13 protein-coding genes are annotated in these 21,932 nt (G+C 73.6%); 4 read left to right on the top strand and 9 right to left on the bottom strand.

The annotated features are described in order from the left end of the window. Positions 1–126 precede the first annotated feature (126 nt). Positions 127–1,779 carry an alkaline phosphatase D family protein gene (locus OG422_RS08450; protein WP_405741538.1) on the bottom strand — a complete coding sequence of 551 codons (1,653 nt, stop codon included), beginning with the start codon at positions 1,777–1,779 and terminating at the stop codon, positions 127–129. Positions 1,780–2,114: 335 nt separating this feature from the next. Here OG422_RS08450 and OG422_RS08455 point away from each other — a divergent pair, with 335 nt between their 5' ends. From OG422_RS08455 to OG422_RS08465, 3 genes are all read left to right on the top strand, one after another. Beyond that, on the top strand, positions 2,115–3,011 hold the full coding sequence (locus OG422_RS08455; RefSeq protein WP_405741541.1) for a DUF4429 domain-containing protein: 897 nt from the start codon (positions 2,115–2,117) through the stop codon (positions 3,009–3,011). Positions 3,012–3,226: 215 nt separating this feature from the next. Further along, complete coding sequence (locus OG422_RS08460; protein WP_405741544.1) at positions 3,227–4,168, top strand: PhzF family phenazine biosynthesis protein; 942 nt, start codon at positions 3,227–3,229, stop codon at positions 4,166–4,168. 283 nt (positions 4,169–4,451) lie between these two features. After that, entirely contained in the window at positions 4,452–5,864 is a 1,413-nt protein-coding gene (locus OG422_RS08465) for a hypothetical protein (RefSeq protein WP_405741547.1), read from the top strand. A gap of 215 nt (positions 5,865–6,079) precedes the next feature. Here the strand turns inward: OG422_RS08465 and OG422_RS08470 are convergent, their stop codons facing one another. Both OG422_RS08470 and OG422_RS08475 read right to left on the bottom strand, forming a co-directional pair. Then, complete coding sequence (locus OG422_RS08470) at positions 6,080–6,286, bottom strand: hypothetical protein (protein WP_405741550.1); 207 nt, start codon at positions 6,284–6,286, stop codon at positions 6,080–6,082. Between the two features lie 66 nt (positions 6,287–6,352). Further along, positions 6,353–6,736: a hypothetical protein gene (locus OG422_RS08475; RefSeq protein ID WP_405741552.1), complete on the bottom strand. Its 384-nt coding sequence runs from the start codon at positions 6,734–6,736 to the stop codon at positions 6,353–6,355. 334 nt (positions 6,737–7,070) lie between these two features. On the opposite strand from OG422_RS08475, the gene OG422_RS08480 reads away from it, so the two are divergent. Continuing rightward, positions 7,071–8,249, top strand: coding sequence for a hypothetical protein (locus tag OG422_RS08480; protein ID WP_405741555.1), 1,179 nt, complete (start codon positions 7,071–7,073; stop codon positions 8,247–8,249). Positions 8,250–8,285: 36 nt separating this feature from the next. Here OG422_RS08480 and OG422_RS08485 read toward each other — a convergent pair whose 3' ends face one another. The 6 genes from OG422_RS08485 to OG422_RS08510 all read right to left on the bottom strand — a co-directional run bounded on the left by OG422_RS08485 (position 8,286) and on the right by OG422_RS08510 (position 20,980). Further along, positions 8,286–8,789: a hypothetical protein gene (locus OG422_RS08485; RefSeq protein WP_405741558.1), complete on the bottom strand. Its 504-nt coding sequence runs from the start codon at positions 8,787–8,789 to the stop codon at positions 8,286–8,288. Positions 8,790–8,979: 190 nt separating this feature from the next. Then, positions 8,980–10,926 (bottom strand): FAD-dependent oxidoreductase, encoded by a 1,947-nt coding sequence (locus OG422_RS08490; RefSeq protein WP_405741561.1) that lies wholly within the window; start codon positions 10,924–10,926, stop codon positions 8,980–8,982. Beyond that, entirely contained in the window at positions 10,923–12,149 is a 1,227-nt protein-coding gene (locus OG422_RS08495) for a cytochrome P450 (RefSeq protein ID WP_405741563.1), read from the bottom strand. Before OG422_RS08495 ends, OG422_RS08490 begins: the two co-directional genes overlap by 4 nt. Then, positions 12,146–13,096 carry a thioesterase domain-containing protein gene (locus OG422_RS08500; RefSeq protein ID WP_143941775.1) on the bottom strand — a complete coding sequence of 317 codons (951 nt, stop codon included), beginning with the start codon at positions 13,094–13,096 and terminating at the stop codon, positions 12,146–12,148. The genes OG422_RS08495 and OG422_RS08500 overlap by 4 nt, the downstream gene beginning before the upstream one ends. Positions 13,097–13,265: 169 nt before the next feature. Further along, a complete protein-coding gene (locus OG422_RS08505; RefSeq protein ID WP_405741566.1) occupies positions 13,266–16,595 on the bottom strand; it encodes an amino acid adenylation domain-containing protein in 3,330 nt (1,109 codons plus the stop codon). Next, complete coding sequence (locus OG422_RS08510) at positions 16,592–20,980, bottom strand: type I polyketide synthase (RefSeq protein ID WP_405741569.1); 4,389 nt, start codon at positions 20,978–20,980, stop codon at positions 16,592–16,594. The genes OG422_RS08505 and OG422_RS08510 overlap by 4 nt, the downstream gene beginning before the upstream one ends. Positions 20,981–21,932: the final 952 nt, after the last annotated feature.

A 21,932-nucleotide genomic window follows, 5' to 3' on the forward strand; every position in this document is an offset into this window, starting at 1 on the left:
TTTTTGTTGATGGCCGCGGACCATCGTGTCATGCATCGGCCCCTTTCCGGCCGCTTCGCCCGGGGCGGCCGGGCGGCCTTCCGAGGGGCGGACGGGCCCGGCGCCCGCCCGCCCCCGGAGGCCGGGTCAGGCGGGCCGCAGCCCGGGGGCGCCCGCCTCGGAGACGAAGGAGGCGGCGGTGCGCACCGGGGCGCCCGGGGTGGTGACGGCGGACACCGTGCGGTAGTCGGCGCGCGCCGTGTCGTGGTCCAGGGTGACGGTCACATAGCCGCGTCGGCCGTTGTAGAACTTCAGGTGCGGGTTGGCGGCCAGGTACGTGTCCCAGTTGGCGGGCTTGTCCGCGCCGTCCTGGCCGCTGGTGATCGACGTGGTGACGAACTCGACGCCCATGGTGCGCGAGTCGGGGCGGGCGAAGTCCCGCTTGATGTCGAAGGCGTAGTGGACGTGGACGTCGCCGGTGAGCACCACCAGGTTGTCCGCGCCCGCCGCCTCGGCCCCGGCCAGCAGCCGCTCCCGGGAGGCGGGGTAGCCGTCCCAGCTGTCCATGCTCACCTTGTACGCGTCGCCGGTGGTGCTGCGCCGCTCGGAGAAGGTGACCTGCTGCGGCAGGACGTTCCAGCGGGCGGTGGAGGCCCGCCAGCCGTCGATCAGCCAGCGTTCCTGGGCGGCGCCGGTCAGCGTCCGCGCCGGGTCGGCGGAGTCCGGGCCCGGCGCGTGCCAGCCGTCGCCGTACGCCTGGTCGGAGCGGTACTGGCGGGTGTCGAGGATGTCGAACTGGGCGAGTTGCCCGTAGTGGATCCGGCGGTGGAGCCGGGCGTCGGCGCCGCGCGGGAGCTGGGGGCGGCGCAGCGGCTGGTTCTCCCAGTAGGCGCGGTAGGCGGCGGCGCGGCGGAGGAGGAACTGGTCGCGCGGGGCGTCGTCCTCGCTGATGTCGGCGGCGTAGTTGTTCTCCACCTCGTGGTCGTCCCAGGTGACGATGAACGGGTGCGCGGCGTGCGCGGCTCGGAGGTCCGGGTCGGACTTGTAGAGGGCGTAGCGCAGCCGGTAGTCCTCCAGCGTGACGGTCTCGTGGTCGAAGTGGGCGGGCAGGGTGCGGTCGGTGTACCGGCGGGCGCCGCCCGTGGCGTCAACGGCGTACTCGTAGAGGTAGTCGCCAAGGTGGAAGACGACGTCGAGGTCCTCCTCGGCGAGGTGGCGGTAGGCGGTGAAGTAGCCGTCGTGGTACGCCTGGCAGGAGACGGCGCCGAGCCGCAGCGCGGCGTTGCGGGCGCCGTATGCGGGCGCGGTGCGGGTGCGGCCGACGGGGCTGATCCAGGAACCGGCGCGGAAGCGGTAGTGGTAGACGCGGTCCGGGGCGAGGCCGGTGGGCTCGATGTGTACGGAGTGGTTGAACTCCGGGTGGGCGTCGGCGCGGCCGCGTCCGGCGAGGCGGGTGAACTTCTCGTCGTAGGCGACCTCCCAGCGGACCGGGACGCGGGCGGCGGGCATGCCGTTGCCGGGCTCGTAGGGGCGCGGCGCGAGGCGGGTCCACAGGACGACGGAGCCGGGCTGCGGGTCGCCGGAGGCCACGCCGAGGGTGAACGGGTCCTCGGCGATCCGGCGCGGGTCGGCCTCGGCGGCGTGGGCGGCGCCGGGGCGCGGCAGGTTGGTGGCGAAGGCGAGCGCCGCCGCCGCGCCGGTGACGGTGAGGAAGCGGCGGCGCCCGAGGTGCGCGGCGGCGTCCCGCAGCTCCCGGTCGTGCGCGGCCGTCCCCTGCTCGTGCGCTGCGTGCTGGGTCATCTGCCCCTCCCCTGACGGTGGTTGTCACCTGTGATTGCAGGGGCGGGGGACGGCGGGCCGCTGTCCCGTGTACGACGCATGCATGACAGCTCGGTGAGAACTCGGCCCGCAACGGGCGCGGTGGGGCGAAGTGGGCGGGCGGCAGGGCGGGGCCCGGCCGCGCGAGGTGCGCGGCGGGGGCGCACTCCCTCGGTCCGGGCGCCCTCCGGCGTGGCTCCGGGAGCCTGGCGCGTTTCCGGGGCCGTGCGCCCCCGGCGCGGGCCCGGCGGGCGGCTCCGGGACCGTACGCGTCGACCCGGAGGCGGCCGAACCAGCGGCTCATTAGGCTCCGGGGCATGGCTGAACTGATGACGCGGGACGGCACCTGGACCTTCGACGGCGAGGCCGTACGCATCGTGCCGGGCAGCGAGCGCGGGGTGCACCGGCTGCGGCAGGAGCTGGGCGAGCACACCGTCCCGCTGGAGGCGGTCGCGGGCATCTTCTACGAGCCGGCGCGTAAGGGCGGCCGGTTGCGGCTGCGGCTGCGGGACGGCGCCGACCCGCTGCTCCAGGCCACCGGCGGCCGCCTGCCGGACGACGCGAGCCCGTACCACCTGGCGGTCGAGGCGGACCGCGCCGGTGTCGCGGAGTACCTCGTCGGCGAGGTCCGGCGGGCGCTGACGCTGGAGGAGATCCCGGAGGGGCCCTGTCACCGCTATCTGCTGCCCGGTCCGGCGGTGCCGCTGTCGGCGGCGGGCGTCGACGGCACCGCGACGTTCGACGGCGAGCGGGTGGAGATCGCCTGGCGCTGGAACACCAACGAGCACAAGAAGCACGCCGGTCCCCAGGAGTTCGCCATCGGTGATCTGGAGGCGGTGGAGTGGCGGCCGCCGGTCGGCCTGGACTCGGGCTTTCTGCGGTTCCGCCCGCACGGCGTGAAGCCGCACGGCAAGCCGGAGCACGACCCGCACGCCATCGAACTGTGGGGCTTCAAGAAGGAGAGCGGCCGCACCGCCCTGCTGGCCTCGGCGGTCACCGCCCACCTCCCGCACCCCAAGGCACCCGCCCGACGCCCCGGGGCCGCGCCGTCCGGGCCGGCCGCCGAGCCGCGCGCGGCCGCCCCCGCCGAGGACCACGACACGCTCCTGCGGCGCCTGCGTGAACTGGGGGAGCTGCGGCGCGACGGCATCCTGACGGAGGGGGAGTTCGCCACGGCCAAGGCGTCGGTGCTGGAGCGGTTCCACGGGGCGTGAGGCGGGGCCCGGCCCGGTGAGCCGAGGGTGCGGCCCCCGGGAGGCGGGCTTCCGCGCTGAGCACCCCGGGCACCCTGAGGTCGCTCCCGGTACAAGGCAGCGCTCCCCGCTCCCGGCCCGGGAAACGCCCGGCGCACACCGGACCGTACGAGGCGGCCCACCCCGGGCGAGCACCCCCCGGGAATAGCTCGCCGCGCCGGCAGGTTCTCGCCGCCATGACACGCGACGACAGCTCCACGGCCGGTACCGGAACCACGGGCGTCACGACGGCGGCGCGCTCGGCCGAATCCACCGAATCCCCCGAAATCCTGCGCTACACCGCCTTCTCCGACGACCCCGCGGGCGGCAATCCGGCCGGTGTCGTCCTGGACGCGACGGGGCTCGACGGCGAGGCCCGACTCGCCATCGCCGCGCGGCTCGGCTACTCCGAGACGGCGTTCCTCACCGCCCCGCCCGAGGGCCTGGGCGCCCCCGGACGCGCGTTCACGATCCGGTACTTCAGCCCGCTCGCCGAGGTGCCGTTCTGCGGCCACGCCACGGTCGCCACCGCCGTCGCCCTCGCCGAGCGCCACGGCCCCGGCGAGCTGGTCTTCGCCACCCGCTCCGGCACCGTTCCGGTCACCGTCCGCGAGGAGGGCGGCCGCCTCGTCGCCACCCTCAGCAGCGTCGAGCCGTACGTCACAGACGTCGCCCCGGGCGATCTCGCCGAGGCGCTGGCCGCGCTGGACTGGCCCGCCGCCGACCTCGACCCGGCACTGCCGCCCCGTATCGCCTACGCCGGGGCCCGCCATCTGGTGCTGGGTGCCGCGACCCGCGCCCGCCTCGCCGACCTCGACTACGACTTCCCGCGCCTGGCCGCCCTGATGCGGCGCCTGGACCTCACCACGCTCCAACTGGTCTGGCGGGAGAGCGAGTCCGTCTTCCACGTCCGCGATCCGTTCCCGGTCGGCGGCGTCGTCGAGGACCCGGCCACCGGCGCCGCGGCGGCCGCCCTCGGCGCCTACGCCCGCACCCTCGGCCTCGTCACGGCCCCCACCACCCTCACCCTCCACCAGGGCCACGACCTGGGCCGCCCCGGTCTGCTCACCGTCGAACTGCGCGACGGTGACCCCCGCGCCCACGTCGGCGGCACGGCAACCGTCCTTCCGGAGAGATGAACAGCCCTTCCTCGTCACGGAGTTCGGGCCGGATCGGGGAATCGGGGCCGGGCGCCGCTCCCGGTGGACGGCGCCCGGCCCGGCGTGCGCGGGGTCTTACCGGGGCGTTCCCCCCACGCCCGGAATCCCCCTGGTCCGGACCATGGCCGCGGGGGCTCCCCGCTCCGTATCGTGTTGCCCGCACCGTCGACCGCTGTTCACCCCGCGTATGCCCAGGGGTACGACCGCTGTTGACGGCGGTCAGGACATTGTTCGCGACACCGGAGCCGTCGAAGGGCACACCGTGCGCAGTCGTCTTTCCCCGTCCCCCCACCGGTCCTCGCGCCGGATACCGCTCGCCCTCGGCGCGGCCCTCGGCCTCACCGCCCTCGGGCTGAGCGGGCCCGCGCTCGCCGCCGCCTCCGGCGGACCGGGCATCTCCCTGTCGTCCGGCTATCTCTCCGGCGCGGTGGGTGCCACCGGCGACCCGTCGGTGACCGTCAAGCTGTCGGGCGGCGACGCCTCGGCGCTGAAGGTCTCGGCGCGCGCCAGCTCCGACACGTCCGTCGCCCGTACCGGCGACGTCCACGTCAGCGGCGACGGCGCCACCCGTACGCTCACCATCACCGCCCGCGGCGTCGGCTACACCGACCTGAAGATCGAGGTCGCCGACGGCGACGGCGCCTCGGCCACCGCCACCCTGCACTACGCGGCGTCCGCCGCCGTCCAACGCGCCGCGGACACCCGCTACTTCACCGGCTCCAGCGACGCGTCGGCCGCCGTGGACGTCGGCGGCGGTTACGTCGTCGTCGCCGACGACGAGTCCAACGTGCTGCGCCTCTACGACCGGCGGGCGGGCGGCGCGCCGGTGAAGACCTGGGACTTCAGCGACGAGTTGGGCGTCTCCAAGGAGATCGACATCGAGGCGGCGGCCCGCGCCGGCGACACGATCTACTGGACCGGTTCGCTGGGCAACAGCAAGAAGGGCAAGTTCCAGCCCGACCGCGCCACCGTCTTCACCACCAAGGTCAGTGGCTCCGGCGCCGACACCCGCCTCTCGCTCGGCGGCTCGTACAAGAAGCTCCGCGACGACCTGGTGGCCTGGGACAAGAAGCACGACGACAGGTACGGCTTCGCCGCCGGTACGGCCGAGGGGCAGGTGCCCAAGCAGATCGACGGGTTCAACGTGGAGGGCCTGGAGTTCGCGCCCGGCTCCACCACCACCGCGTACGTCGGCTTCCGCGCGCCGCTCGTGCCGCCGAAGAAGGGCGGCAAGGCGCTGCTGGTGCCGGTCACCAACCTCGACAAGGTCGTCGGCGGCGGCGCCCACGCGGCCATCGGCACCCCCGTCGAACTGGACCTCGGCGGCCTGTCTATCCGCGACATCCGCAAGAACGCCGCCGACCAGTATCTGATCGTGGCCGGTTCCTGGGCCGCCGACGACAACAGCGAGGCGTACGCCCTCTACACCTGGGACGGCGTCCCCGGACACGCCCCGGCGAAGGCGCAGGACCTGCCGACGAAGGACCCCGGCGGCTGGGAATCCGTGGTGGACGTCCCCGACCTCACCGCCCCGGACGCCCGCGCCCAACTGATCACCGACGACGGCTCCGCCGACCTCTACGGCGACGGCACCGAGGCCAAGGACCTCCCGCACGACGCGTGGAAGAAGTCCCGCGCGACGTGGTTCCCGGTGGGCGCCAAGGGCGGCCGGTAGGCGGTACGGGGCTGCCCCGGCCCCGGTGTCCGCCGGACCGGGGCAGCCCCGTAGGCCCGGCACGGCGTCCCCCGGGTCTTCCCGGTACACGCACAGGGCCGCATCGTGGACCCCGACGTCCTCCGGGTGCAGCGGGTCCGCGCCTGGACCGCCCTGGCCATGTCGGCACTGCTCCTTGCCCTGTTCGGCGGCTGGGACGATGTGGAACAGGCGGATCACCAGTTCCTGCAACGGCTGATCTTCGCCCCCTGGTTGGCGCTGCTGAGCGCGGCGGTGGTCGTCGCGATCCTCCACCTGGCGGCCACCCCCGGGACGCGCCGGACGATGCGGAGCCAGCTGTGGCCGGCCGGGCGGTCGGCCCTGTGGTACTTCGGCGCCTGGACCCTGGTACCGCTGCTGGCCATCGGCTGCGCAGTCGGCATGGGGTGGCGTTGCGGGGGTAGCGCCGCGACCCGGCGCGACGGTACGGGCCCAGTCGCCCAGCGGCGTCAGTCGGCCTGGTTTTGGCGGCGCAGTTCGCGCCTCAAGGCGTTCGCCTTGAACAGGGACCGGACACCGAAGGCGAGCGTGCCGACTCCCGCGAGCACTCCGACGACACCGATGGTGGTCTCGAACTTGCGGTACGCGATACCGAAGACAATGAGTGCGGCACCGAAAATCAGGGACTGGACGAAGGCCCTGGTGCTGTTGTGGAGGCGAACGGTCAGGACACGCTGGGCGTGGTCGAGGCCGGGGTCCAGCGTTTTGTTCGGATCGTCGCTGAACATCCAGCCCACGCGCATCCGCGGCATCGGCTCTTCGGGCTGCGGATCAGACGGCTGATGCGGGCCGCGGTGTAGCTGCTCACGCCGACCGTGCTTCGCCGACCACATGGCCAACCTCCCCCGACCTACCTCAGATGTTCGGCGCGGAGTCTGCCACACACGCCCCGCGAGTGCGAGTGCCCAAGGCTCCGTGGGGACGGGAATGACTCCGGGAAGCGGGCGATGGACAGCAGTGAACGCATACCGTGGAGCCGATTCGCCCGGGAGCGCGGATCAACGGCCTTACGGGTACTTACTTGTCTGCGGGGTGCGGGGAGTTCACGGTCGGGGGGCAGAGGATTCTCCGGTTTCCCGGACCCTTGCGATGCACGGTTGATACCGTGGAGTCAAAGGTTCCTTGGCCGAGGCGAGGGAACACATCGCTGGGGGTTCCGGGGGCAGGATGGAATTTCGCGTCGAACCTGACGACATAAACAGCTTCGGGAAGCTGGTCGACCGGGCGGAACATGACATGCTCGCAGGTGGCGAATTCCTGCGCAACAATGCGAAGATCGAAACGTCTGGAGGTGCAGACGGAATCTGGAGCAAGGTTGTCGCCATGCACAAGGATCACGTCGATCTCGCAGATAAGGCGCTCAAGGGCTACGGAGGGATACTGAATTCCTCCAGCAGAGAACTGATCAGGTCCGCGCAGTACTACAGGGATACCGACACCAATGAGGCTGCTGCGGTAGACATGATAGACGGCGGAGGTGGCCGAGGGGCCCCGCCCGGCACTGGCATCACTGCCGGAACGGACATTTTCGGAAACGGCTTCAATGACCGTGTTGACGCACGGTCACACCTGGCGGCCGATCCGGAACCGGGATTCATCCAGTCCCGGTACGACCTCGTGATCAAACCCCGCATCGACGGCATCGTCGACAACCCCAATGGCGCCCTGGGAGTCATCGGGGAACTCGTTGGCGACGTCCTGGACTTGACCAGCCCGTCCGTGCTGGTCAACGAAGGACTCAAACTGGCCTTCGGCTGGGACCTCTTCGGCGATTTGGCCAACTGCGTTGCCGGTGACTGGGGGACGTTCAGCGAATGCGCCAAAGCCTGGGGGAAGCTGGGAGAACTGTGCGCCGCCACCTCCACGAATGTGTCATACGGAAACGACCTCTTGACCCTGACGTGGCAGGGCCAATCAGCTGACGTTGCGTGGGATTACTTCCATGCCGTAGCAGAAAAACTCGAAAAGGCCCAGGAGACTTTCAAAAAGCTCGACGAGTGCTATGCCAAGATCGGCACCGAAATCGCTTCGTTCGTCAACATGCTCAAGGCTGCGATATCGACGATCTCCGACCTGGCTCTCATGGCCGCCCTGGAAGCAGCCGCCGGCGCCGCGTCCGGGGTTACCGGGGTGGGGCTCATCGTCACCGCCGCTGCCGCCGCCGACATCGCGCTCAAGGTCGCCAAGATGATCCAGCTGTCGGACGAAATCGCGACGGCACTGACCGGCCTTTACCTCACGCTTCAGGGTGCGCAGGCCTCAGGGCAGTCCGAGGTGATAGCGGCTCTCTCCGCGATCAAGTCGTTCCCCGTCCCCAAGGAAAGCTACGACAACACCGCCGTGTAGCACCGCCTCCGCCCCTCTCGGCACTCCCCTCTCCCGTCATAGAGACCAACCTTTTCCACCGTGCTTGGAACCGGTACGCGCACCTCGGCCCCCCTGTTGCGCCTCTCGCTGCTCTTTCGCTATTTCTTGGCGTTCTTCCTCAAGGTGACGTTCACCCTGTGCGGCAAGATTTTGGCGTTCACTGTCGGACGTTTGATCCCACTTCTCCTTGAAGGGCTGCATACCCGTCACCAACGCATCGGAGTAGGCTGAGATCGTTGACGCCTCCCGCAACCCGACGCGCCCGGAAAGCACCTCCTGAGCCATCTCCTTCAACGTGTCCCCTGCGCCGCCTTCCGCAAGTCGCTCAAGTGCCTTTCGCAAGATGCGGGCTTGTGCCGGGTCTTTGGCGATGTCCATGAACTCGGAGTCGTCAACTCGCTTTTCCGACTCGGGACGTTCAACCATGTTTCTTCCTCCGGTGAAGTGTTCAGCTTCTGCGCGGACCGAGCCCGGCACTGATGTCCGCCGAACATACAAGTGCCCCTGCAGCGTGCTCAATTCGCTTCCTGCATCAGTCCTTCGGCTACGCCCCCACGCACACCCTCCAAGGACCTCGCCGCGGACCGTACCGGAAAAGGGCCGCCCCGGTGCCGGATCGCACCGGGGCGGCCCCTCCCGCCGCGTCCCCGCCGCGTCCCCGCCGCGTCCCCGCCGCGTCCCCGCCGCGTCCCCGCCGCGTCCCCGCCGCCTACAGGCTCCCGGCGACCGTACGGGCCCGGTTCAGTGCCTCCAGCAGGGTCGCCGGGGCGTGCGCGTCGCCGACGCGGTGGACCGTCAGGCCCCGGTCGCCCAGCGGTCCGGCGAGGTCGTCGGCGGGCACGCGGGCGGTGGACCAGACGACCTGGCCGACGTCGTCGATGGTGGCGCGCTCGCCGCTGAAGACGTTCTCGTAGTGCAGCGTCCCGCCGTCCAGCCCGGTCGCGGCGGCGCCGGTGACCACCTCGACCCCGGCGGCGGACAGCCGCCGGTGGATCCCCAGCCGACTGGTGTACGGCACCGTCTCGGCCAGAGCCAGGCGGGGGGTGAGCAGCACCGTCCGCGGGTGGCGGGCGGCGAGCAGTTCGGCCAGCGCGCAGGCCGCGGCGCCGTCGTCCTCGGCGAGGAGCACGGCGGTGCCCTCGGCGGACACCTCCGGCGCGGCGGGGAGGTCCCCGATCGCGGTGCCGTCGACGGCGGGCGGCCGCATCCGCGCGCCGGTGGCGAGGACGACCGCGTCCGGGCCGGTCGCGAGGACGTCCGCCGCCTCGGCGGGCGCGCCCTGGACGATCTCGACGCCGGACCGGCGCGCCGCGGCCTCCTGGGCGGCGACCAGCAGCCCGAGGTCGCCCCGCCCGGGGAGCGCGGCCTCGGCACGGGTCCGGCCGCCGAGGCGCGGTCCGGCCAGCAGCGTCACCCGGTGGCCGCGGTCCGCCGCCGCCCGGGCGGCCTCCAGGCCCGCGACGCCGCCGCCGACCACCGTCACCCGCAGCGGGTTTTCCACCGTGGCGGGCGGCTCGGCCTCCTTCGCGGTCAGGCCGAACGCCGGGTTGACCGGGCAGGCGGCCGGGCGCCCGGCGTGCACCTCGCCCCAGCAGGCGTTGCAGTACACGCAGGGCCGGATCAGCTCCTCCCGGCCCGCGCGGGCCTTGCGCGGCAGGTCCGGGTCGGCGACCAGGGCCCGGCCGAGGGCGACCAGATCGGCGGCGCCGGAGCGCAGCGCCGTCTCCGCCTCCGCCGCCGACCGGATGCGGCCGACGGCTACCACCGGCACCCCGCCGGCCGCGGCCCGCGCCTCGCGCTGGAGGTCCAGGTACGGGCTGGGCGGGTAGGACGCGTCGGGGACGTGGTCGCCGAAACTGGGCGCGATGGTGCCCTGCGCGAAGCACACGTAGTCCACGGGCGCGCCCGCCTGGATGCGGGTGAACAGCGCGGCGGCGTCCGCGGGCCGCAGTCCGCCGCGTACGCCCTCGTCGCCCGGCATCTTCAGGCCGATCACGAAGTCCGGGCCGGTGACCGACCGGATGGCCTCGATGACCTCCCGCAGGAAGCGGGAGCGGCCCGTGGCGTCGCCGCCGTAGTCGTCCTCGCGGTGGTTGGACCACGGGGAGAGGAAGAGCGAGAGCAGATGGCCGTGGGCGGCGTGGAGTTCGACGCCGGAGAAGCCCCGTGCGGCGAGCATCGCCGCGGAGCGGGCGAACGCCTCGGTGAGCATGGCGATATCGCCGTGCGACATGGCCCGCGGCACGGTGCGGCTGTAGTGGTCCGGGAGCGCGGAGGGGCCCATGGGCCGGGCGCCGCCCGTGGTCCACAGCTGGCTGCGGCCCAGGTGGTAGAGCTGCCCGATCATCCGGCAGTCCTCGCCCTCGACCGCCTCCGCGATCCGCGCGAAACCGTCCCACCCGGCCGGGTCGTAGGTGACCAGCGCGAACGGCTTCGGCTCGGACGTCGGATGGACCGCCAGCGCCTCCGACACCACCATCCCGGCGCCGCCGGACGCCATACGGGCGTACCCGGCGACGGTGCGTTCCGTGGGGAGGTTGCCGGCGCCGACGCCGGTGATCATCGCGGGGAAGGCGATGCGGTTCTTCACCTCGCGGCGGCCCAGCGTCATGGGGGTGAACAGCCGGTCGTAGCGGCCGTCGGGAGCCGCGGTCATGCGTCCCACTCCAGCCACAGCTTCTCGGGGCCGCGGAAGCAGATGTTCCGCGGGTAGTCGACGTCCTTGCCGGCCAGCCGCAGACTCGGTGCCCGCTCGGCCAGCAGCTCCAGCATCACCCCGATCTCCATCCGGGCCAGCGGCGCCCCGAAGCAGTAGTGGATGCCGCGGCCGAAGGTGAGGTGGTGGCGGGCCGCCTCGCGGCGGATGTCGAACACCTCGGGGTCGTCGAACGCCTGCGGGTCGTGGTTGGCCGAGCCGATCTGCAGCAGCAGCTTCGCCCCCGCCGGGACCTCGACGCCGCCGATGTCGACCGCGCGGGTGGTCTGGCGGCGCCAGGTGAACAGGCTCGGGTCGTACCGCAGCGCCTCCTCGACGGCCTGCGGCACCAGCGACGGGTCGGCGCACAGCGCCTCCCACTGCTCACGGTCGCCGAGCAGCCGCAGCAGCGCGCTGGTCGCCACGTTGGTGGTCGTCTCGTGGCCGGCGAAGCTGATCGCGTGGATCACGTTGGTGATCTCGTCGACGGTCAGCGCCTCCGGGTCGTCGAGGTGGACGCGTATGAGGTCGCTGGTGAAGTCGTCGCGGGGCTCGGCCAGCCGCCGGTGGACGAAGTCGACGCAGTACTTCCAGTACCGCACCATGAACTTCGCGACGTCGGTCTGCTGCTCGGGCGTGGCCCGGCCCCAGGTGAACACCATCCGCTCGGCGGCGAGTTCCTTGAGCATCACGGTGTCCTCGGCGGGGAAGCCGATCAGCGCGAAGACCACCGAGGCGGGCAGCGGATAGGTCAGTTCGTTCACCGCGTCGAACCGGGGGCGGCGCAGCATCCGCGTGATCAGCTCGTCGGCGCGGGCCCGGACCGTCGGCGCCAGGACCTCCAGGCGGCGGGCCGAGAAGACCTTCAGGCAGTGGGAGCGGACCCGGCTGTGCTTGGGCTCGGGGCCGTTGGACATGGTGGGGCTGGTGCCGAAGCCGTCGGCGAGGAGGGCGCGGGCCTCCTCGTCCAGCGGGAAGACCGGCTCCTGGGTGTTGGCGCCGCAGAAGGTCCGGTGGTCCTTCATGATCCGCTCGATGTCGGCGTGCCGGGTGACCACCCACATGTTCAGCTCGGGGTGGTGGAACACCGGGGTTTCCGCGCGGATCTCGGCGAGCTGCGGATACGGGTCGGTCAGGAAGGCGGGGGCGAGCGGGTCGTAGCCCGCGTGGACGGGGCAGCTCATCGGCCGGCCCGCTCGACCGCGGCGCGCAGGGCGACGCCGACGCGGGACATGTGCGGCTCGGCGCAGTCGAAGAGGGTGCTCGCCTCGGCGTCGATCTTCTCGATCTCGACCCGCTCCGGGTCCATGGCGTCGAGGGCCTTCGCGTACGGCGAGCCGGGGTCGACGACGTTCTCGCGGCGGGCGCCCTCGCCGACGGCGAGGACGTGCAGCCGTCCCTTCGGACCATCGGCCGGGCGGTAGGCGAACATCGCGCCGAGGTTGGCCTGGTACACCGCGATGCGGTGGCGCAGCACCCCGGGGTCGACGCTGCCCAGACCGGGCTGGGCGGCGAGGAAGTCCACCAGGATGTCGGTGCGCTCCCCCTCGGGCGCGGCCGCGATCCGCTCCAGCGGCAGCTCGACGGGGTGGCCGAGGAGCCGTTCGATGATGAAGCCGTAGTCGTGCAGGGCCCGGGTCTGGAGCGATTCCGCCTCGGGCAGCTCCCGCCAGGCGCGGGCGAACGTCGGCATCAGGTGCAGGACGAGCGGCACCTCCTCGCCGGCGGCCTCCAGTTGGCGGGCGGCCTCGAAGGCGGGCAGGCCGCCCATGCAGTTGCCGGCGAGGAAGTAGGGGCCCTCCGGCTGGACGCGGCGGATCTCCTCGATGCCGCGTGCGGCGATCTCCTCGACGGTGGTGGTCGGCGACTGGTCGCCGTCCAGGCCGGGCGACTGGCAGGCGTACACGCCCCAGGGGGCGGGGACGTGCGGCAGATAGCCGCTCATGTAGCCGACGCTGCCCTCCGTCGCCGGGAAGAAGAACAGCCGGGGGCTGCCCTCGCGCAGCACCTTGAGGTGGGAGCCAGTCAGCTCCAGCAGGCGGGCCTCGGCGTTCTTCTCGGCGAGCAGCCGGAGCAGCGCGAGCCGCTTGGTGTCGGACAGGCCGCTGACCCTGTTGGCGAGATCGGTCATGGGGAACTCCAGGGGGATTCGTGCCGAAGTGGGGATTCGTACCGAAGTGGTTCTCGGGGGTTCGGTGGTGGGTGATCCGGGGAGGGCGTGCCGGGCGCCGCGAGGCAGGCGGGAGGGTGACGACAGGATCCAGGGCGTGTCCGCAAAGTCCCGCCCGGCTCGCGACGCCCTAGGCGGCCGGGCCGGACAGGAGGGCCGCGGCCTCCTCGTCGGAGAGGGAGTCGAGCAGGGCGAGGGCCGCTTCGAGGTCGTCGGCCGGCCGCAGGTGGCCGGCGACCGCCGCGACCGAGGCGTCCTGCATGAAGACGTGCAGCGGGATGCGGGTGCCGGTGGACTCGCGCAGCCGGTACAGGACGCCGGTGGCGGCCAGGGAGTGGCCGCCGAGGCGGAAGAAGTCGTCGTGCCGGCCGACCCCGGTCAGGCCCAGGACCTCCTCGTACACCGCCGCGACGGCCTGCTCCTCGGGGCCCGCCGGGGGCTCCGTGCCACCGGAGGCGAGGGCCGCCGGGAGCGGCGTGCGGCGCAGCGCGCCGCGGTCGGTCTTGCCGTTGGCCGTACGGGGCAGCTCCGTGTGCGGGATGAACCGCTGCGGGATGAGCGCGGGGCGCAGCAGCCCGGCGAGGTGGGCCGCCAGCTCCTCCTCGGCGGGCGGGGCGGCCGGGTCGGCGGCCCGCAGATGGGCCACGAGCACATCGCCGTCGGCCGGGACGACCACGGCGTCGCGGACCGCCGGGTGGCGGCGCAGGGCGTGCTCGATCTCCTCCGGCTCGATGCGGTGGCCGCGCACCTTGAGCTGGTCGTCGGCGCGGCCCAGGAAGACGGGCGTGCCGTCGGGCAGCCGCCGGACCAGGTCGCCCGTGCGGTAGGCGCGTTCGGTCCGTCCGTCGCCGGTGTCGAGGGTGACGAAGCGCTCGGCGGTCAGCTCGGGCCGGTGGAGGTAGCCCAGCGCCAGGCCGTCGCCGGTGAGGTACAGCTCGCCGGGGACGCCGGGCGGGACGGGCATCCGGTTCCGGTCGAGGACCTGCAGCGCCGTGTTGGCGACCGGCCGGCCCAGCAGGACCGGCCCGTCCCCCGGCCCGACCTGCCAGCGGGTGGACCAGATGGTCGTCTCGGTGGGGCCGTAGAGGTTCCACACCTCGGCGCAGCAACGCAGCAGCCGGTCGGCCAGGTCGCGGCTGAGGGCTTCGCCGCCGGACCAGACGCGCAGCCGGGTCCGGCCGGGCCAGCCGGAGTCCAGCAGCATCCGCCAGGTCGAGGGCGTCGCCTGCACGACCGTGGCGTCGTGCCGCTCCAGCAGGGCGGCGAGGCGGTCGGGGTCGCGGGTCTCGGCATCGGTGGCGACGACGAGGGTGGCGCCGGTGAGCAGCGGGAGCAGCAGCTCCAGCAGCGAGATGTCGAAGAAGAGCGCGGTGACGGCGACGAGCACGTCGTCGGCGCCGAGGCCGGGCTGTTCGCCCATGGTGGTGAGGAGGTTGACCAGCGCGGAGTGCGGTACCTCGACGCCCTTGGGGGCGCCGGTCGAGCCGGAGGTGTACAGGACGTACGCGGCCGTCGTCCGCGGGTCGCCCGCCGCCCGCTCCGGCGCCGGGCCGGGCGGTGGGGCGTCCCCGGTGGCGTCCAGCGCGCGGATCTCTGCGGGCAGCAGGGCGGCGGTGTCCGGGCCGGTCCAGGCAGCGGTCAGCCCGCAGTCGGCGCTCATCCGCGCCATCCGGTCGGCGGGCAGGTCCGGGGCGAGCGGGACGAAGGCGGCGCCCGCGCGCAGGGAGGCGAGCACCGCGGCGACCATGTCGGCGGAGCGGTTCATCAGGATCCCGACCCGGCCGCCCGCGCACCCCTGGTCGTGCAGCAGCGCGGCGAGGGCGGCGACCCGGGCGTCCAGGCGGCGGTAGGACCACTCCTCGTCGCCGCAGCGCAGCGCGGTGCGGTCCGGGGTGCGGGCCGCCTGCGCGGCGAACAGGTCGGCGGCGGTCGCGTCCGACGGGGAGGAGCGGGCGGTGTCGTTGGCCGCCGCAAGGGCCCGCCGGTCGTCGTCGGACAGCACCGTGACGAGCTGCGTGGCGCGGTCCGGATCGTCGGCGAGCCGCTGTGCGAGCTGCTGCCAGCGGTGGGCGAAGGCGGTCGCGGTGACCGGGTCGAACAGCTCGGTGCTGTGGCGCAGTTCCAGCTCCAGCGCGCCGTCGGGCGCGGGCGTGAAGTACACCTCCAGGTCGAACTGGGTGGTACCGGCGTCGAACGGCACCGGGGCGGCGGTGACTTCGGGCAGGTCCAGGCGGCCCGGCAGGTCCTGGAGTGCCAGGAACGTCTGGAACAGCGCGTTGCGGCCGGGGTCGCGCTGCGGGGCGAGCCGCTCGACCAGCCGCTCGTAGGCGTAGTCGCAGTGGTCCCAGGCGGTGGCGCAGGTCCGGCCGGTGCCGGCGATCAGCTGCCGGAAGGTGGGCCGGCCGGTCAGGTCGACCGGCAGTACCAGGGTGCTGACGAAGCAGCCGGCGGTGTCGTGGAAGCGGGCGTCGGGCCGGTTGGCGTACGGGGTGCCGACGACCGCCCGGTCGCCGCCGGTGTGCCGGCCGAGCATCACGCCGTGGACGGCGAGCAGCGCGGCGAAGAGCGTGGTGCCCTCCGCCTCGGCGAGCGCGCGCAGCGTGTGCACCGTCGTGGCGGGCAGGGTGAGACCGGCGGTGGCGCCGCGGTAGCTGCGCTGCCGGGGCCGCGGCCGGTCCGCCGGCAGTTCGGCGGTGGCGTCGGTGGTGGCGTCGGTGGTGGCGTCGGTGAGCGTCTTCTCCCAGTGGTCGAGGGCGGTAACCCGGCCGGGGGCGTCCTCGACGGCGCGCTCATGGGCGACGAACTCGGCGTAGTCGGCGGCCGGTTCGACGGCCTTGCCGGCGTACGCCTCGGACACCCCGTTCAGCAGCAGGCCGTACGTCCAGCCGTCGGCTACGAGGTGGTGCACCGTCAGGCCCCAGATCCAGTCGTCGTCGCCGAGCCGCACCAGCGCGGAGCGGATCAGCGGCGGACGGGCCAGATCGAAGGGGCGTACCAGCTGGGCGCGGAGGAGCGCGGGCCACTCCTCGCCCGGACCGGGGTCGAGGACGGTGGTGGTGACGGTGACGGCATCGGGCAGGAACTGCACGGGGTGGCCGGCGAGTTCGGCGAAGCCGGCGCGCAGGCCGGGCTGGGCGGCGAGGACCGTGTTCAGCGCGGTGTCGAGGGCGGCGGGGTCCAGTCGTCCGCGGAGCCGGTGGGCGTAGCTGAAGGTGTAGCCGGTGCCGCTCGCGTCCAGTTCCTGGAGGAACCACAGGCGGCGCTGGATGCCGGAGAGCGGCAGCACCCGCCGGTCGTGGAGCCGGGCGAGCAGGGCGTCGCGGTGCGCGGTGATGTCGTCGCGCAGTGCGGGGGTGAGGGCGCCGTCGGGGCCGCGCAGCCGGAGGCGGCCCGCTTCGGCGCGGAGGTCGCCGCCGCGGGCGACGAGGGCGGCGAGTACCGGGTCCGTGGGGGCGTTCACAGCAGTACCTCCGTCGGGGCGTCCTGGGAGTGGCGTGCGCCGGCGTCGACGGCTTCCTCGGCAAGGGCGGTGAGCGAGGGGGCGGCGAGGATCCGGGAGACCTTGAGGTCGGTGTTCAGGTCCTCCAGCAGGGTGTTGCGCAGTTGCATCGCGACCAGCGAGCCGGCGCCGAGCGCGAGCAGCGGGACGTCGTCCGGCAGTTCGGCGGGGTCCGTCTGGAGCAGGGCGGCCAGATGGGTGCTCAGGTGGTGCCGGATCAGCGCGGCGGCCTCGGCGGGCGAGGAGGCGGCGGCGAGCCGGTCGGCCGGCGGCACCCGGTTTGTGGTCTCCTCGACGGCGCGCGGCGGATCGGTGATCCAGTAGCGGCGGCGCTGCCAGGGGTAGGCGGGCAGTGCGGTCAGGCGCCCGGCGGGCAGCGGGACACGGTCCCAGTCGAGGGCGACGCCCGCGGTGTGCAGGGTGGCCAGGGCCCGGGTGAGGGTTTCCGGGTGCGGCGCATCCCGGCGCAGCGCGCCCACCGCGCCGCCGTCCTGCCGTTCGCGGATCAGGTCCTGGAGCGCCGGGACCAGCACCGGGTGCGGGCCCAGTTCCAGGAAGCAGACCGGCCCGTCGGCGGCGATCCGGTCGACGGCGTCCGCGAACCGCACCGGCTCCCGCAGGTTCCGCGCCCAGTACCCGGCGTCCAGGGCCTCGCCGGGGTGGACGCGGCCGGTGACCGTCGACACGAAGGGCACCCGCTCCGCCCCGGGCGTCAGCGATTTCAGCGCACGCCGCAGGTCCGGAAGGAGCGGTTCGAACTGGCGGCTGTGCCCGGCGACGCCGACCTGGAGGACGCGCGCCATGACGCCTTGGGCGTCGAGCTTCCGGGCCGCGTCGGCGATCTCGTCGGCGTCGCCGGTGAGCACCGTGGCACGCGGTCCGTTGGCGGCGGCCAGTTCCACGCCCGGCGCGTACGGCGCGACCGCGGCGAGTGCCGCCTGTGCGTCGAGGTCCACCAGCAGCATGCCGCCCTGCCCCATCAGCGGGCCAAGGGCCGAGCTGCGGCGGCAGATCACGCGCACGGCGTCGGGCAGGGAGAGCGCACCGCAGGCGTACGCCGCCGCGACCTCGCCCATGCTGTGGCCGACCACGGCCGCGGGCTCGATGCCCCAGGACCGCCAGAGCGCGTCGAGGGCGACGCCCACCGTGAACACGGCCGGCTGGACCGTCTCGATGGCCTTCGGGTCCAGCGGCCGCTCCCCGCGCAGCCAGGGCAGCAGGTCGATGCCGCCCTCGGCGTGGATCAGCTCGGCGCAGGTGTGGGCCGCGCGGCGGAACGCGGGCTCGTCCCGGTACAGCTCCTGGCCCATCGCGGCGTGCTGGCCGCCCTGACCGGGGAAGACGAAGACCGTGCGGGTGGTGGCGGCGCGGGCCCGGCCACGCACCAGGCCCGGCGGGCGCTCGCCGCTGGCGTACGCGGTGAGGGAGGCGGCCGTCTCCCGGGCGTCGGCGGCGACGAGCGCGAGCCGGTGCTCGTGGTGGCCGCGGTGGGCGGCGAGCGTGTGGCAGATTCCGGGCAGTTCGCCGGGGGCGGCCGCTTCGAGGCGGCCGGCGGTCAGCCGTGCGGCCTCGGCGAGCGCCCGTTCGTCGCGGGCGGACAAGGTGAGCAGCGGGGGCCACGCGGTGGGGGCAGGGGCGTGCGGGAGCGCGTCGGCCGTTGCCGTGAGCTGCGCGGCGGCCGGTTCGCCCCGGCGCATCGACGGCAGGGCCACCCCGCGCCCGTCCAGGGTCCGTTCGGTGTCGAGCTGCGTGACCGGGTGCGGGTTGAGGTCGAGGAAGTGCCGGTGGCCGCGTGCCGCGAGGGCCTCGATGCCGTCGCGGAAGAGCACCGGCTCGCGCAGGTTGCGGCACCAGTAATCGGCGTCCAGCTCCTCCCCGGCGGCGGTCTCCCCGGTGACGGTGGACCACATCGGTACGGTGCCGGGGCCGGGGGCGAGGCCCGCGAGGGCCTTGCGCAGGGGGGTGAGCAGCGGGTCCATGTGCGCCGAGTGCGAGGCGTAGTCCACGTCGATCGGGCGTACCGTCACGTCCTGCGCGGCGAGCGCGGCGGTCAGGCTCCCGATCGCGGCGCGGCCTCCGGAGACGACGGTGCGGTCCGGTCCGCCGACGACGGCGACCGCGAGGTCCGGGGCGCCGTGGCGGGCGAGGGCGGCCCGGGTGTGTGCGGCGTCCAGGCCCACGACCGCCATCGTCCCGTCGCCGGCCAGCTCGTCGACGAGCCGGGCGCGGACGGCGACGAGGCGCGCCGCGTCGTCCAGCGAGAGCGCGCCGCTGACGTGGGCCGCCGCGATCTCGCCCATGCTCTGGCCGATCACCACCGCCGGGCGCACACCCCGGTCCGCCCAGAGCGCGGCGAGCGCGACCTGCATGGTGAAGACGGCGGCCTGGACGGAGCTGGTGTCGTCCAGCGGCTCCCGGCGCAGGGTGAGCAGATCCTTGACGCTCCGCCCGCCGAGGTGCGGCGCCAGCGCCCGGTCGCAGGCGCGCACCGCCCGGGCGAACGCCGGTTCCGTCATCAACTCCACGCCCATGCCCGGCCACTGCGACCCCTGCCCGCCGAAAACGAAGACCGGGCCGGCGGTCGCGTCGCCGGCCGCTCGGGGGGCGGCCGGGTCCGCCGGTACGGGCGCGAGCGCGGCCTCCGGGCCCGCCGGTACGGGCGTGGCCGGCGCCGTTGTGCCCGCCGTCTCCTCCCGGGGCGCCGCGGACAGCAGCAGGTGGCAGTTGGTCCCGCCGAAGCCGAAGCCGCTCACCCCGGCCCACGCCTCCTCGTCCGCGGCGCCCGGCCAGGGCCGTGCCGCCGTGGGCACCGCCAGCCGCAGGTCGTCGAAGGGGATGTGCGGGTTGGGGCTCTCGAAGTGCAGATTGCGGGGAACCTCGCGGTGGTGCAGCACCAGCGCCGTCTTGACGAACCCGGCCACGCCGGCGGCCGCCTCCAGGTGGCCGATGTTGCTCTTCACCGCCCCGAGCAGCAGCGGCGCGTCGGCGGCCCGCCCCTCGCCGTAGACGGCGCCCAGCGCCCCGGCCTCGATCGGGTCGCCGAGCATGGTGCCGGTGCCGTGGGTCTCCACGTACCGCACGGTGGCCGGGGCGACGCCGGCGTCCGCGCAGGCCCGGCGGATCACCGCCTCCTGCGCCTGCGGGCTGGGCGCGGTCAGGCCGTTGCTGAAACCGTCGTTGTTGACGGCGCTGCCGCGCAGGGTGCAGTAGATACGGTCGCCGTCCGCGCGGGCCCGGGAGAGCGGCTTGAGCACCACCAGGCCGCCGCCCTCGCCACGGACGTAGCCGTTGGCGCGCGCGTCGAACACCTTGCAGCGGCCGTCCGGCGCCATCGCGCCGAAGTGCGACATCGTCACGGTGCCCACCGGGTCGCAGAAGAGGTTGACGCCGCCCACGAGCGCAAGGTCGCACTCCCTGGCGAGCAGGCTACGCCGCGCCTGGTGCAGCGCGACCAGCGACGACGAGCACGCGGTGTTCACGGTCAGGCTGGGGCCGGTGAGGCCGAGGGTGTAGGAGACGCGGGCGGAGATGATGCTGAGGTCGCCGCCGGTGGCCGAGTGCGGGGTCAGCCGCATCGGGTCGGCGGCGGTCAGCGCGGCGTACTCGCTCCACATCGCGCCGACGAACACCCCCGCCGCCCGGCCCCGCAGGCTCCCCGGCACGATGCCGGCGTCCTCCAGTGCCTCCCACACCAGCTCCATCACCAGCCGCTGCTGGGGGTCCATGTGGAGGGCCTCGGCGGGCGAGATCCCGAAGAACAGCGGGTCGAAGCCGGCTATCCCCTCCAGGAATCCGCCCCACCGGGTCGCCATCCGGCCGGGCTCGCCGGGCGCGTACCAGTCGTCGACAGCCCAGCGCTCCGGCGGCGTCTGGGTGACCGCGTCCCGGCCGCCGGCCAGCAGGTCCCAGTACGCGGCGAGGTCCGGCGCCCCGGGGAACCGCGCGGCCATCCCCACCACGGCGACCGGCTCGTCGACCGCCGCCGCGGCGGACTCGGCGACGGCCGGCGCGGCACCGGTCCCGGACGGCTCCGCGCCCTGCCCGGCGAGTTGCCGCGCCAGCTCCGCGGGGGTCGGGCAGCTCCACGCGAGGGTGGGGGCGAGCGGACGCCCGAGCCGGCGCGACGCCTCGGCGACGAGGCGGGTGAGCGCCATCGAGTCCAGCCCGTAGGAGGTGAACCGCCGGTCCGCACGGACCTCATCGCGCGCCCGGCCGGTCGTCCCGGCCACCCACTCCAGAAGCCAGCCCTCAAGACTTCCGGCATCACCGGCCGCCGGTGTGCCGGGGCCCGCGCCCGGGCCCGGGCCGTGAGCCGTTCCGCGATGCGGATCGAGCCGCTCAGACATTCCTGAACTCCCTTGTGCGCCACCACTCACAGAGTGTTGAACCGTGTGTCACGGAGGGGACCGGAAGGACGTACCGGCGACGGCGGCGGGCGTCCAAGCGCAAGATCACAGCGCTCCCGCGAGCCTTCGGGCGTACGGAAGCGAACCAAGATCAACAGCGCGTGCAATCCCCGGCACAGACTGTCAACGGCTTTCCCCCCACCACACCTCTGATTGGATGTAGTGCACATCAAAACCCTGTGATATAGGCGCGACCTGCGGTTTTACCCCCACGCCACCTGGCAGGCCGCGCGCACTCCTGAGGACGCCGACCCGTTTCCCATGGCTCATTTCCCCCGAGCCCGGACACCCGTCGCGCCGGGAGAGACGCCCCCCGCGGGGCCCGCTCCGCTCCGGGGCGCGCTCCGCTCGGCCCCCATCCCCGGGCGCCCGCGACCACCCGCGCGAAGCCGAGCCCCATCCTCCGGCCGTCATGGCGCGCCACCACAGACACCAAAAAGGGGGCCCCCGACCCGGAGTTCCATCAGGTCCAGGACCCTTCACAAGCCAGCCGACGGACGAGACCGGCCTGTACGGGGTCCGGCATCGCCATGACGCCGATGGCCCTGGTGCTCACCAGCCTGGGCACCCTGGGATGAGGCTCCGCAGGAGCGCGTCCCCTACTCCCGGATGTCGGGCCCTGTACTCCCGGATGTCGGGCCCTGCTACTCCCAGATGCCGGGCCCTGCGCCTCGCCACACGATGACGGTGGAGTCCTCCAGGTCGACGGCTTCCGGGTCCAGGCCGGCCCGGCGGATGAACTCCAGCAGGTCCCGTCCGTTCATGGCCAGGCCGAGGATGGTTCCGTCGGCGCTGACACGACGGCCGCCCGTGCGGCTGGGGGGGATGGACGATGATCCTTGCAGTCATAGGACAAGGGTCGCTCCCAGGGCGATCGTCGGCACTCCTGGTG

It is taken from the genome of Streptomyces sp. NBC_01525 (assembly GCF_045040405.1).
GTDB classification, from domain to species: Bacteria; Actinomycetota; Actinomycetes; order Streptomycetales; family Streptomycetaceae; genus Streptomyces; species Streptomyces benahoarensis.